This is a genomic window from Rubrimonas cliftonensis (assembly GCF_900107585.1).
Lineage (GTDB): Bacteria > Pseudomonadota > Alphaproteobacteria > Rhodobacterales > Rhodobacteraceae > Rubrimonas > Rubrimonas cliftonensis.
The window spans coordinates 122,431-135,111 of record NZ_FNQM01000001.1 but is presented as its reverse complement, the minus strand read 5'-3'; the positions used below and the strand labels follow the sequence as shown (position 1 = coordinate 135,111).

Genomic DNA, 12,681 nt, shown 5'->3' with positions numbered 1-12,681 from the left:
CGCACTTCGCCGTCCAACCTCCACGCGCGCCGCCCCGTCGTCACCCCAGAGCCGACACGTCCCGAAGCGCCGCGAGGCCGATGTCGAGCGCCTTGCGCAGCGCTGTGGGCGCCGCGGCCCGCGCCTGCTCGGCGGGAACGAAACCGCCGCGGGCCGGGCGCGCGCCCTGGCCGACACGCGCCGTCAGCACCTCAAGCGACAGCGTGAAATGGGTGAAGACGTGCCGCGCCTCCGCCGCCGCCGCGCGCCACTCCGCCTCGATCGGCGCGGCGGCGGCGACCGCGGCGGCGTCCGGCGGCGCGTCGGTCCAGTCGGTGCAGGGCGGGCCCGCCATGCCCCCCAGCAGGCCCCTGTCGGGGCGCGTCTCCACCAGCACGGCGCCGTCCGGCCGCTGCGCGACGAAGGCGACGCCGAGCCGGTGCGGCTTGGCGGCCTTCGGCTTCTTGCGCGGCAGGCTCTCGGCGACGCCGGCGGCACGCGCCGCGCAGGGCGCCCGCCACGGGCAGAGCGCGCAGGCCGGCCGGCGCGGCGTGCAGATCGTGGCGCCGAGGTCCATCATGGCCTGCGCGAAGTCGCCGGGCCTGCGGCGCGGCGTCAGCCGCTGCACCTCGACCCGAACCAGCGGCTTGGCGTCGGGCAGCGGCGTCTCGATGCGGAACATGCGCGTGACGACCCGCTCCACGTTGCCGTCCACCACCGCCGCCGGCGCGTCGAAGGCGATCGCCGCGACCGCCGCGGCGGTGTAGGCGCCGACGCCCGGAAGCTCCCTCAGGCCGGCCTCGTCCTGGGGAAAGCCGCCCCGCGCCGCCGCCGCCTGCGCGCAGGCGTGAAGGTTGCGCGCCCGCGCGTAGTAGCCCAGCCCCGCCCACGCCGCGAGCACGTCCTCGCGCGGCGCGGCGGCCAGCGCCTCGACCGTTGGCCAGCGCTCGATGAAGCGGGCGAAATAGGGACCGACGGTCGCCACGGTGGTCTGCTGGAGCATGATCTCCGAGAGCCACACCCGGTAGGGATCGGGGCGTGCGCCGGCGGCGCGCTCGGCCGGGCCGGTGCGCCATGGCAGGCGCCTGGCGTGCCGGTCGTACCAGTCGAGCAACGCCGCCGCCCAAGCGGCCTCGGGCGCGGCCGCGTTCACGTCTGCGCGCGCACCCTCGACGGGCCGCGGCTCAGGCGGCATGGTCGCCGGCGGGACGGTGACAGCGGGCGTTCGGAGTCGGGCCATGGCGGCGGAGAATGGCGCGGATCGGCGCTGGCGCAAGCGGGCGAAGGGATTCGTATCCGCCGCCGCCGTCGCGGCGCCCGTCGTCTCGGCCGCCGGGGCCGCGCGCGGCTTCGCCGACCGCCGCCTCATCGCGGAGTGGCCCAGCATCGCTGGGCCCGAGATCGCGCAGGCCTGCCAGCCGGTCGAGATCAGCCACCGCGGCAAGCAGGCGCGGCTCGGCGCGACGCTGGTCGTCACCGCTCCGGGGGCGCTGGCGCCCGAAGTCGGCCACATGGCCGAGCGCATCATCGAGCGCGTCAACGCGGTCTACGGCTACCGGGCTGTGACCCGGCTGCGCGTGGTGCAGACCGGGGCCGCCGGCGGCGCATGGCGCGCGGGCGAGACCGTTCCCGCCGCCTTTGCGGAAGCCGCCGGCGGCTTCGAGGCGGCGCCGGCGCTTGATGTGCCCCCTTCCGCCGATATATGCGCCGTCGGCGACGCATCGCTGCGCGAGGCGCTCGCGCTTCTGGAGCGCAACATCCGCACCGCCGCGCGCCGGCGCGCCGCCCGGTCGACGCCGCCCTGTCACGGAGCCTATGAATGACCTTCACGCCCACCCGCCGCGCCGCGCTCGCCGGCGTCGCCGCCGCCCTCGCGGCGCCCGCCGCCTTCGCGCAGGACGCGGACCTCGCCGCCAGCGGCTACGCCATCGGCGACATGAGCATCGGCAGCGTCGACGCGCCGCTGACGGTGACCGAGTATTCCTCGCTCACCTGCCCGCATTGCGCGACGTTCCACGTCAACACCTGGCCGGCGATCAAGGAGCAGTACGTCGACACCGGCAGGGTGCGCTTCGTGTTTCGCGAGGTCTATTTCGACCAGTACGGGCTCTGGGCCTCGATGATCTCGCGCTGCGGCGGCGAGGGGCCGTTCTTCGGCTACGTCGACACGTTCTTCAAGCGGCAGCGGGAGTGGTCGCGGGCCGACGACGTCGTGAGCGAGATGCAGCGCATCGGCCGGCTCGGCGGTCTGTCGCCGGAGCGGATGCAGACCTGCCTCACCGACGAGGCGTTCATGCGCCGGCTGGTCGAGGACTACCAGCGCAACGCCGAGGCGGACAATCTGCGCTCCACGCCCACCTTCATCATCGACGGCGCCTCGCATTCCGGCGCGATGGGCGTGCAGGAGTTCTCCGCCCTGCTCGACGCCGCCCTCGCCGACTGAGCCGACTCAAGATGTGGCGCCGCGGCGACGCTCGCGCGCCACATCGCGTTGACAGCGACCCGAGCGCGCGCCACCCTGCGCGCTTGCGGGAGGCGCGATGCAGTTCGTCAGGCTGAGGCTCCAGGGCTTCAAGAGTTTCGTGGACGCGACCGAAGCGCCCATCGCGCCGGGCCTCACCGGCGTGGTGGGGCCGAACGGCTGCGGCAAGTCCAACCTGCTGGAGGCCGTGCGCTGGGTGATGGGCGAAAGCTCCGCCAAGGCGATGCGCGGCGCCGGAATGGACGACGTCATCTTCGCCGGCTCCGCCTCGCGCCCGGCCCGCGCCTTCGCCGAAGTCGCGCTGACGCTGGACAATTCCGCCCGCCGCGCGCCGCCGGGCTTCAACGACAGCGACACGCTGGAGGTGGTGCGCCGCATCGCGCGCGAGGCCGGCTCGGTCTATCGCGTCAACGGGCGCGAGGCGCGCGCGCGCGACGTGCGGATGCTGTTCGCCGACGCGGCGACCGGCGCCCATTCGCCGGCGCTGGTGCGTCAGGGGCGCATCAGCGAGCTCGTCAACGCGAAGCCGGTCAACCGGCGGGCGATCCTCGAGGAGGCCGCCGGCGTATCCGGCCTGCACCAGCGCCGCCATGAGGCGGAGCTGAAGCTCGACGCCGCCGCGCGCAATCTCGAACGGGTGGACGAGGTGCTCGACGCGCTGGAGGCCCGGCTCAGCCAGCTTTCAAGGCAGGCGCGCGAGGCGGCCCGCTATCGCCAGGTCGCCGAGGCGCTGCGCCGGGCCGAACTGGCGCTGGCCTGCGCCCGCTGGCGCGAGGCCGACGCCGCACGCGTCGCCGCCGACGCGGCGCTGACCGAGGCGACGCGCGAGGCGGCGCGCCTGACGACCCTCGCAGCGCAGGCCGAGGCCGCGCGCGAGCAGGCCGCAGGCGCTCCGCCGCCGGCGCGCGAGGAAGCCGCCGTCGCCGCCGCGATCCTGCAGCGGCTGGAGCTGGAGCGCGGGCAGATCGAGGGCCGCGCCGCCGCCGCGGCGGAGGCGCTGGACGCCGCGCGGCGCAGGCTGGCGCAGATCGACGCCGACGCCGGCCGCGAGGCCGCGCTGAACGAGGACGCCCGCGCCGCGGAGGCCCGGCTCGCCGAGGAGATCGCCGAGATCGAGCGCGCCCGCCACGGCTGGCCCGCGGCGTTCGCCGCCGCCGAGACCGCGAGCGCCGCGGCTCACGCGCGGATCGCCGGGGCCGAGACGGCCGCGGTCGCCGCCGGCGAGGCGGCGGCGGAGGCGCTCGCGCGGCGCGGCGCGGCGGAGCGTCACGCCGCCGAGACCGCCGCAGCGGCCCGCAAGGCCGACGCCGCAGCCGTCGTCGCGCGGGCTCAGGTCGATGCGCTCGCGACGAAGCAAGCCGACCTCTCCGAGACGCGCGCGCGCGCCCTGCGCCAGGCCGCGTCCGCGGAGGCGGAGAGCGCCGAGGCCGAGGCGCTTGGCGAAGCCGCCGAGGCCGCCCGCGCCGAGGCGCAGGGCGCGGAAGCCGAGACCCGCGCGGCGGCCTCCGAGGCCGGCGGCGCGCTCGCCGCGCTGACCTCGGAGACGGCGTCGGTCCGCAAGCTGCTGGCCCAGGCGCCGGGCCGCAAGGGGCAGCTCCTCGACGCGGTGCGCGCGGCGCCCGGCTACGAGGGCGCGCTCGGCGCCGCGCTGGGCGACGACCTCTCCCATCCCGAGGCCGGCGACGCGAGCGGCTGGGCGCGGCGCGACAGCCTCGCCGCCGACGCGCCGCCGCCCGGCGCCGAACCGCTGGCGCCGCATGTGCAGGCGCCCGACCTGCTCGCCGCGCGGCTGGCCCGCGTGGCGGTGGCGCCTGACGCAGCGACCGGCGACGCGCTTCAGCCGAGCCTCGCGCCCGGCTGGCGGCTGGTCACGCGCGCGGGGGACATGTGGCGGTGGGACGGGCTGCGCCTGCGCGCCGGCGCCGCCCCCAGCGCAGCCGCGGCGCGGCTGACGCAGCAGAACCGCCTCGATGCGCTGGAGGCCGCGCGGGCCGAGGCTGAGACGCAGGCGCAGGCGGCGCGTGCGGCGCAGTCGGCCGCCGCCGCCCGCCTGCGCGACTGCGCCGACGCCGAGGCCGCCGCGCGCGCGCGTCGCCGCAAGGCCGACGAGGCCGGGGCCGCCGCCCGCCGCGCCGAGTCGGAGGCCGCCGCCGCGCTCGCCCTCGCCGAGAGCCGCCTCAGCGCGCAGGCCGACGCCGCCGCCGCCGCGACATCCGCCGCCGACGAGGCCGCGGCGTGCGCGGAGGCCGCCGCCGAGACGCTCGCCGCCACGGAAGACCCGGCCGAGGCGCGGGCCGCCGCCGAACAGGCCCGGCGCGCCGCCGCCGACGCGCGCCAGACCGCGCAGACCGCCGCGGCGGCTGTCGACGATCTCAGGCGGCGCGAGGCCGGTCGGGCGCGCCGCATGGAGGCCGCCGGCAAGGAGCGCGCGGGATGGGCGAACCGCCTGCGCGACGCCGAGCGCCGCTCCGCCGAACTTGCCGCGCGGCGGGACCGCGCCGCCAGCGAGGTCGAGGCCGCCGAGGCCGCGCCCGCCGCCGTCGCGGCCGATCGCGCTCGGCTCTCGGAGAGCATGGCGGCCGCCCGAAGGCGCAAGGCGCTCGCCGACGACGCGCTCGCCGCCGCCGAGAACGCCCTGCGCGCGGCCGAGACCGGCTTGCGCGAAGCCGAGGCGGCCGCCGCCGCCGCGCGCGAGGCCCGCGCCCGCCGCGAGGCGCTCGCGGAGGCCGAGGCGGCCCGGGCCGAGGCCGCCCGCGCCCGCCTGCTGGAGACCTGCCCCGAAGGCCCCGAGGCCGCCCTCGCCCAGCTCGGCGAGACGCCGCCGGCGCCCGAGGCCGCGGAGATCGACGCGGCGAAGCTGCGCCGCCAGCGCGACGCGCTCGGCGCCGTCAACCTGCGCGCCGAGGAGGACGCCGCCGAGGTGCGCGCCGAGCGCGACCAGCTCGCCGCCGAGAAGGCCGATCTGGAGGCCGCCATCGCGCGGCTCAGGCAGGGCGTGGCCGATCTCAACCGGGAAGGCCGCGCGCGCCTGCTGGCCGCCTTCGACGAGGTCAACGAGACCTTCACGGGCCTGTTTCGCCACCTTTTCGGCGGCGGCGAGGCGTCGCTGGCGCTGGTGGAGAGCGACGACCCGCTCCAGGCGGGGCTTGAGATCATGGCGATGCCGCCTGGCAAGAAGCTCACCTCGCTCTCGCTGCTCTCGGGCGGCGAGCAGACGCTGACGGCGCTGGCGCTGATCTTCGCGGTGTTCCTCGTCAACCCCGCGCCGATCTGCGTGCTCGACGAGGTGGACGCGCCGCTCGACGACGCAAATGTGGGCCGTTTCTGCGACCTGCTCGACGAGATGACGCGGCGGACCACGACGCGCTTTCTGGTCATCACCCACCACGCCGTCACCATGAGCCGGATGGACCGGCTCTACGGCGTGACGATGGCCGAGCAGGGCGTGAGCCAGCTCGTCAGCGTCGATCTGGCGCTGGCGGCCGAGATGGCGGTCGGCTGATCGCGGCGTCAGCCGTCGGCGCCGCGCTCCCGCGCGGCCTTGACGAAGGCTCGGAACAGCCTCCGGTGAGGGCGCTTGTAGAACAGCAGTTCAGGGTGCCACTGCACGCCGACGCGGAAGGGCGCGCCCTCGGCCTCCACCGCCTGGATCATGCCGTGCTCGTCATGGGCGCCGACCCGGATGCCGGCGCCGAGGCGGTCGACCGCCTGGGAGTGCAGCGAGTTCACGCGCACCTTCTCCAGCCCGATCGCCTCGGCGAGCCGGGTGCCTTCGCAGACCGCCACGGTCTTGAGCGCCAGCGGCGTGCGCGGGTGGCGGGTGAGGTTGAAGCTCTCCTTCACGTCGCGATGCAGCGCGCCGCCGCGATAGACGTTGATCATCTGGCTGCCGCGGCAGATGCCGAGGATCGGCCGCCCGGTGTCCCAGAACCGCGCGAGCGCGGCCAGCTCCAGCGCGTCGCGCTCGGGGTCGAGACGGACGTTGGGGCGCACCTGCCCGCCGTAGAGCTCCGCGCTCACGTCGTCGCCGCCGCCGATCAGCAGGCCGTCGAGCCCGTCGAGCGTCGCCGGATCGAGCGGCGGCGCGATGCGCCGCGCCCGCGCGCCCTGGAGCCACAGCGAGATCACCGCGCCGACCCACAGCGCCCAGCCGCGGCCCCGCGGCCCCGTCACGCCGATCAGCGGTCCGCCAGCCATGTTCCGGCCCCCTTCGTTCGCAAACGCGGACCCTAGCCTCCACGCCGACCTGCGGCTACAGCGGGCGCGCGGGTCTTGTTGAGAAATGAAGCGCAAGCGCCTATCATGAAGTCATCTGACGTCGAGGGCCCGCCGCCCCGGCCGCAGAACCAGGGAGGACGTTCTGAAGGAACATCTCCATCAGGGCGCTTCGCGCGCCCATGTCTCGCCGCCGCGCATGGTCGCCGCGGACGGGACCGACAGCGACGCCGCGCTTGCGCTCGTGCTCGCCTCGCTCGACGACGACAAGGCGGAGGACGTCGTCTCCTTCGACCTGCGAGGCAAGTCGCCCATGGCCGATCACATGGTCATCGCATCCGGACGATCTTCACGGCAGGTCTCGGCGATGGCTGAGAAGCTGCTCGAAAGGTTCAAGGAACGCTTTCATCGTACAGCGCGGGTCGAGGGCAAGGAAGCGGGCGACTGGGTGCTTATCGATTGCGGCGACGTGATCGTGCACCTGTTCAGGCCCGAGGTGCGCGCCTTCTACCAGCTCGAGAAGATGTGGGCGCCCGAGGCCGACATCCGCGCGCGGGCCGCCTCGGCCTGAGCGCGCGGCGGCGGTGAGGATTTCGCTTCTGGCGGTCGGACGGCTGCGCGCCGGCCCGGAGGCGGTTCTTTTGCGCGATTACATGGATCGATTCGACGCGGCCGGACGCGCGCTCGCGCTCGGTCCCGCGCGGATGGTCGAGGTCGAGGACAGGCGCGGCCGCGGCGTCGACGCTGAGGCCGATCTTCTGCTCGCCGCCGCGCCGGAGGGCCCCCTCGTCGCGCTGGACGAGCGCGGCCGGCAGCTCGACAGCCCCGCCCTCGCCCGGCTGATGGCGGCGTGGCGGGACGACGGGGCGCGCGACGTCGCCTTCGCCATCGGCGGCGCGGACGGGCATGGCGAGGCGGTGCGGGAGCGCGCGGCGCTGACGCTCTCCTTCGGGCCGATGGTCTGGCCGCACATGTTGGCGCGGGTCATGCTCGCCGAACAGCTCTACCGCGCGGCGACGATACTCGGCGGCGGACCGTATCACAGGGCGTGACGGCTGGCGTGGGCCGGCGGCCGTGTTCGACGAGCAGGGTTCCGCCGGAGCGAATCGGACCTAGCTCCGCGGGGCGGATGCTTCATCCGGGCGCCAGCCGCAGATACCCATGCGCATGACCATCGTCGCCGTTTCGTCAGCCCTCGCAGGAGCCGCCACCGCGCCGGCGTTCGCCGATCGCGCGCCGACGCCGCGTGAGCGCACAGCGATCGAGGCCAGGCTTCAGGCGCTCGGCTTCGTCGCCTGGGACGAGATCGAACTCGACGACGGCCTGAGGGAGATCGACGACGCGCGCCGCGCCGACGGGGCGGAGTTCGAGCTCGAACTCGACCGCGAACTGAACCTCGTCAGCCAGCGCCCCGACTGAGCCGAGCCAGCGCCGTCAGGCGCCGGGACCACGCACGCGCCGTCAGGCGCAGGGACAACCCACGCGCCGGCAGGCGCAGGGACCACGCACGCGCCGTCAGGCGCAGGGGGCCATCAGACGCACGGGCGGCCGCTCGAAGCTGACGCGGCCATCCTTGACGCCGAAGCGGGCCGGCGCGACGCGGGCCACGGCGTCCGCCGGTCCTGCCCCGTCCAGCGCCACCAGCGTCGCAGGCGCGCCCGGCTCCAGCGCATGCAGCGGGCGGTTCATCAGCGCCGCCGCGTCGGCGGACATCATCGCGAACACGCCCTCCAGCGCCTCCGGGGCGCCGAGCTGCGCGACATGGGCGTAGAGGTTCGCGATGCGCAGCGGGTTGGCGTCGCCGAAGGGCGTGAACGGGTTTAGGACATTGTTGGTCGCCAGCGAGCAGCGCGCGCCGCAGGCCGAGACCGTGTGCGCCGGGGCGACGCCGCGCGGCGCCAGCCGGTCGGCGCCGCGCCCCATCATGTAGAGGTCGGTCGCCGGCAGCACGGTCAGCGCGACGCCGGCGCCGGCCATGCGCCGCGCCATCGCCTCCAGCCTGTCGGGCGCCATCGCCGAGAGCCGCGTGACATGGCCGATGGTCACGCGCCCGCCCCAGCCCGCCGCCCGGGTCCGGGCGCAGACCGCCTCGATCATGCTCTCGTCGGGGCTGAGGTCGAAGTCCAGATGCATGTCGATGTCGACGTCGAATTCGCGCGCCATCCGGAAGACGATGTCGAGATGCGCCAGCGGGTCGGGGTCGGCGTAGGGGCAGGCGCCGATGAGCCGCGCGCCTCGGTCGAGCGCCGCGCGCATCAGCGCCTCGGTTCCGGGCAGGTTGGTCAACCCCTCCTGCGGGAACACGCACAGCTCGACGTCGACGCCCCATGCGTGGGCCTGCGACGCCGCCTGCACGCCCTCGAAGCCGGTGAGCCCGATCACCGGGTCGACCTCGACATGGCTGCGCATGAGCGTCACGCCATGGGAGACAGCGGCGCGCAGCACCCTGCCCGCCCGGTCGGCGACGTCCTCGGCCGTGAAACCTTTCTTGGCGCGGGCGACGCCGGCGATGGCCTCGGCCACGCCCTCCGCGGCGGGCGCGCGGTCGAGGATCATCGCCTTGTCGAGGTGGACATGGCTCTCCACGAAGCCGGCGAAGGCGAAGGCCCCGCCGCCCTCCAGCACCGCAGCGCCCTCGGCGGGGGCGATGCCGGGGGCGACGGCGGCGATGCGCGCGCCCGACACCGCGATGTCCACCGGCGCCGCGCCCTCGGCGAGGCGCACCGCGCGTATCAGCAGGTCCATCTTGCGCGAGCCTTCCCGTTCGAGTGAGGGCTGCGCTCGGGGCGCGGCCGCAGCGCGCATGATGACCGTTGCGCGCCCGTCGGCAAGCGCCGCGCTACTCGGCCGGCGCAGGCTTCGCGCCGACGACCGCCGGCTGCGTCGCCATCGCAAGGCGCAGCAGCGGCGGCACGATCAGCAGCGTCAGCACCGCCGACAGCGCGAGACCGCCGACCACCACCGAGCCCAGCCCGCGATAGAGCTCCGACCCCGCGCCGGGAAACACCACCAGCGGCAGCATCCCGAACACCGAGGTCAGCGTCGACATGAAGATCGGCCGGATGCGGTTGCGCGTGGCCTCGAGGATGGCGGCCTCGACGTCCATCCGCTCCTCGCGGTGGTGGTAGAGCGCCTGATGCACGACGAGGATCGCATTGTTCACGACGATGCCGACGAGGATGACGAAGCCGAGCAGCGTCAGCATGTCGAGCGGCTGGGTCTGCCAGACGTTCAGGAGCGCGAGCCCCGCCACCCCGCCCGCCGCCGCGACCGGCACCGAGACCAGGATGACCAGCGGCAGCACGAAGCTCTCGAACAGCACCGCCATCACCAGGAACACGATCACCAGCGCGAGGACGAGGTTGATCTGGATGGCGCTCCAGGTCTGGGTAAGCTGGTCGGCGGTGCCGGACACCGAGAAGCGCACGCCCTCGGGCACGCCCTCCGCCTGCAGCGCCGCCGCGATGTCGCGCTCGACGATCTCCAGCGCGCTCTCCAGCGGCAGCGTCGGCGCGGGGCGGATCTCCAGCGTCACGGTGCGCAGACGCTCGCGGTGGCGGATCTCGGTCGGCCCCGCCGTCAGCGTGACGCGCGCCAGGGACGTCACCGGGACGATCCGGCCGCCCGGCGTCACCACCGGCAGCGAGCCGATGTCCTGCGTGCGCAGGCCGCCGGCGCTGACCGCCCGCCCCTGCAGCGTGAGGTCGATGCGCTCGCCGTCGACCGTCACCTCCTCCACGCGCAGCCCGTCATTGTAGACGTCCACGGTCGCCGCCAGCACGCTCGCCGGCACGCCGGCGTCGGCGAGGCGCAGGCGGTCGGGTTCCAGCCGTATCTCGGGCGCCCCGAGCTCAAGCCCCGGCTGCGGCCGGAACTGGTGGCCTTCGCCGCGCGGCAGCAGCCGGCCCACGAGGCCCGCCGCGCGCTGGGCGACTTCCAGGATGTCGTCGAGGTCGGGCCCCGAGACGTTCAGCTCGATGGCCCGTCCGCCACCGATGCCGCGCCCGAACAGCGAGGGCTGCGTCATGAAGCCGAAGGTGCCCGGCTCGGCGAAGATCGGGCGCGAGAGCAGTGGGATAAGCTCCGCCGCGCGCCCCGCGTCCATCGCCGAGGCGCCGACGAAGCTCGTGCCGGGCGTGGCGACGAAGAAGAAGTTCTCGATGCCGGGCTCGCCGTTCGGCCCCGTGACGTCGCCGCCCCAGAGCGGCTCGGCGACGCGCTCGATGCGCTCCGCGATCGTGGTCGTCGTCGGCAGGTTGTAGCCGGGCGGCGGGATCAGCACGCCGAAGACGAGGTTGCGGTTGCCCTCCGGCAGATACTCCAGCTTCGGCAGATAGGCCCAGGCGCCCCCCATGGCGGCGCCCGCGATCGCCAGCACGGCGAGCAGGCCCGCGACGCGGTTGCGCACGGTGAAGGCGGCGTAGCTCCGCACGAGCCAGCCGAAGCCGCGCCCGAAATGGTCCACGCCGGGCAGCGGCGTGACGCTGATCTTCGCCGAACCGCGCCCCAGCAGCCGGCTCGAGAGCGCCGGGATCACCGTCACCGCGACCACCAGCGACAGCATCACCGCCACCGAGATCGCCACGGCGATGTCGCGGAACAGCTGCCCGGCCTCCAGCTCCATGATCAGGATCGGCACGAAGACCAGGACGGTGGTCAGCGCGGAGACGAGGATCGCCCCCCAGACCTGCCGCGCGCCCTCATAGGCTGCGTCCGCGCGCGAGCGGCCCTCCTGCCGCAGGCGATAGATGTTCTCCAGCACGACGATGGCGGCGTCGACCACCATGCCCACCGCGAAGGCGATGCCCGCCAGCGAGATGACGTTGAGCGTGCGCCCCAGCGCCGCCATCGCGACGAAGGACGCAACGATTGAGACGGGGATCGCCAGCGACACCACCAGCGTCGCGCTCGCGCTGCGCAGGAACAGCATCAGCACGCCCGCGGCGAGCAGCCCGCCCATCCAGATGTTCTGGATCACGAGGTCGATGGCGGAGTTGATGTAGGTCGTCTCGTCATAGGCCTGCAGGATGTGCAGGCCCGCACGGCCGAGCTCGCGCGCCTCCAGCTCGGCGACTGCCTCGCGTATCCCTTCCATGGTCTCGATCACGTTGGCGCCGGTCTCGCGCACCGCGTTGATCGCGATGGCTTGCTCGCCCTTGTAGCGGATGCGCGCCGTCGGCTCCTTGTAGCCGATCCTGACGTCGGCGACGTCGGAGACGCGCACGCGCCCGAAGCCCGCGCCGTCGGACGTCGCCGCCGAGCGCAGCACCACCGCGCCGACGGAGGCGACGTCGTTGAGCTGGCCCTCGGCGCGGACGACGTAGCGCCGCTTGCCCTCCTCGAGATCGCCCGCCGAGAGCGAGATGCTCTCGTCGCGCAGGCGGTTGACGACCTCGGGTATGGTCAGGCGGAAGCGCGCGAGCCGCTCCGGGTCGATGACGATCTGCAGTTCGCGGTCCACGCCGCCGAAGACGTTGACGCGGCTGACGCCCTCCACGCGCTCGATGCGCTCCTTGACGACGTCCTCGACGAAGCCGCCATATTCGGCGATGGCGCGGTCGTTGCCGGGCAGGCGGCGCAGCGTGAACCACGCGATCGCGCTGTCCTCGGAGCCCGACGTGTCCAGCGTGGGCTGGCGCGCCTCGGCGGGGTAGCTCGACACGCGGTCGAGCCGGTTGGCCACCAGCAGCAGCGCCCGGTCCATGTTGGCGCCGATGGCGAATTCGAGGGTGATCTCCGCCTCGCCGGTCTGGGACCGCGACACCATGCTCTGCAGGCTCTCGAGGCCCTTGAGCTCGTCCTCCTGCGGGTTGGTGATCTCGCGTTCGATCTCCAACGGCGCAGCGCCGGGCCAGAGGGTCTTGACCTGGATGATCGGCTTGCGGACGTCCGGCGCCAGCTGGATCGGGATGCGGTCGATGGCCACCGCGCCGAACATCACCGCCATCAGCACCGCCGCGATGACGGCGATGGGGCGTTCGATGGCGGCGCGGATGATGTCCACC

10 protein-coding genes are annotated in these 12,681 nt (G+C 74.6%); 6 read left to right on the top strand and 4 right to left on the bottom strand.

The features are described from left to right. Window positions 1–40: 40 nt before the first annotated feature. The gene (gene mutY / locus BLW43_RS00630) at window positions 41–1,132 is read right to left on the bottom strand and encodes an A/G-specific adenine glycosylase (RefSeq protein WP_245730856.1); all 1,092 of its coding nucleotides are present in this window, start codon (window positions 1,130–1,132) and stop codon (window positions 41–43) included. An 85-nt stretch (window positions 1,133–1,217) separates the two neighbouring features. Here mutY and BLW43_RS00625 point away from each other — a divergent pair, with 85 nt between their 5' ends. The 3 genes from BLW43_RS00625 to BLW43_RS00615 all read left to right on the top strand — a co-directional run bounded on the left by BLW43_RS00625 (window position 1,218) and on the right by BLW43_RS00615 (window position 5,963). Then, on the top strand, window positions 1,218–1,802 hold the full coding sequence (locus tag BLW43_RS00625; RefSeq protein WP_175478697.1) for a DUF721 domain-containing protein: 585 nt from the start codon (window positions 1,218–1,220) through the stop codon (window positions 1,800–1,802). After that, window positions 1,799–2,422 (top strand): DsbA family protein, encoded by a 624-nt coding sequence (locus BLW43_RS00620; protein ID WP_093247552.1) that lies wholly within the window; start codon window positions 1,799–1,801, stop codon window positions 2,420–2,422. The genes BLW43_RS00625 and BLW43_RS00620 overlap by 4 nt, the downstream gene beginning before the upstream one ends. 97 nt (window positions 2,423–2,519) lie before the next feature. Next, a complete protein-coding gene (locus BLW43_RS00615) occupies window positions 2,520–5,963 on the top strand; it encodes a chromosome segregation SMC family protein (protein WP_093247551.1) in 3,444 nt (1,147 codons plus the stop codon). A gap of 8 nt (window positions 5,964–5,971) precedes the next feature. Here BLW43_RS00615 and BLW43_RS00610 read toward each other — a convergent pair whose 3' ends face one another. Continuing rightward, window positions 5,972–6,658 carry a gamma-glutamyl-gamma-aminobutyrate hydrolase family protein gene (locus tag BLW43_RS00610; RefSeq protein WP_093247550.1) on the bottom strand — a complete coding sequence of 229 codons (687 nt, stop codon included), beginning with the start codon at window positions 6,656–6,658 and terminating at the stop codon, window positions 5,972–5,974. A 217-nt stretch (window positions 6,659–6,875) separates the two neighbouring features. On the opposite strand from BLW43_RS00610, the gene rsfS reads away from it, so the two are divergent. From rsfS to BLW43_RS00595, 3 genes are all read left to right on the top strand, one after another. Continuing rightward, window positions 6,876–7,247: a ribosome silencing factor gene (gene rsfS, locus BLW43_RS00605; protein ID WP_093247549.1), complete on the top strand. Its 372-nt coding sequence runs from the start codon at window positions 6,876–6,878 to the stop codon at window positions 7,245–7,247. Window positions 7,248–7,260: 13 nt separating this feature from the next. After that, window positions 7,261–7,728, top strand: a complete 468-nt coding sequence (gene rlmH, locus BLW43_RS00600) for a 23S rRNA (pseudouridine(1915)-N(3))-methyltransferase RlmH (protein WP_093247548.1) — start codon at window positions 7,261–7,263, stop codon at window positions 7,726–7,728. Window positions 7,729–7,837: 109 nt separating this feature from the next. Beyond that, window positions 7,838–8,095 (top strand): PepSY domain-containing protein, encoded by a 258-nt coding sequence (locus BLW43_RS00595; RefSeq protein ID WP_093247547.1) that lies wholly within the window; start codon window positions 7,838–7,840, stop codon window positions 8,093–8,095. 96 nt (window positions 8,096–8,191) lie between these two features. Here BLW43_RS00595 and BLW43_RS00590 read toward each other — a convergent pair whose 3' ends face one another. Both BLW43_RS00590 and BLW43_RS00585 read right to left on the bottom strand, forming a co-directional pair. After that, on the bottom strand, window positions 8,192–9,421 hold the full coding sequence (locus BLW43_RS00590) for an amidohydrolase family protein (protein WP_093247546.1): 1,230 nt from the start codon (window positions 9,419–9,421) through the stop codon (window positions 8,192–8,194). 94 nt (window positions 9,422–9,515) lie between these two features. Then, the gene (locus BLW43_RS00585) at window positions 9,516–12,680 is read right to left on the bottom strand and encodes an efflux RND transporter permease subunit (protein ID WP_093247545.1); all 3,165 of its coding nucleotides are present in this window, start codon (window positions 12,678–12,680) and stop codon (window positions 9,516–9,518) included. Between the last annotated feature and the right edge of the window lies 1 nt (window position 12,681).

Bases quoted from the DNA above. Each gene is read 5' to 3' on its own strand.
- BLW43_RS00590 (WP_093247546.1), bottom strand. From the start codon at position 9,421: ATGGACCTGCTGATACGCGCGGTGCGCCTCGCCGAGGGCGCGGCGCCG.
- BLW43_RS00610 (WP_093247550.1), bottom strand. From the start codon at position 6,658: ATGGCTGGCGGACCGCTGATCGGCGTGACGGGGCCGCGGGGCCGCGGC.
- BLW43_RS00615 (WP_093247551.1), top strand. From the start codon at position 2,520: ATGCAGTTCGTCAGGCTGAGGCTCCAGGGCTTCAAGAGTTTCGTGGAC.
- BLW43_RS00625 (WP_175478697.1), top strand. From the start codon at position 1,218: ATGGCGGCGGAGAATGGCGCGGATCGGCGCTGGCGCAAGCGGGCGAAG.
- BLW43_RS00620 (WP_093247552.1), top strand. From the start codon at position 1,799: ATGACCTTCACGCCCACCCGCCGCGCCGCGCTCGCCGGCGTCGCCGCC.
- BLW43_RS00595 (WP_093247547.1), top strand. From the start codon at position 7,838: ATGCGCATGACCATCGTCGCCGTTTCGTCAGCCCTCGCAGGAGCCGCC.
- rsfS (WP_093247549.1), top strand. From the start codon at position 6,876: ATGGTCGCCGCGGACGGGACCGACAGCGACGCCGCGCTTGCGCTCGTG.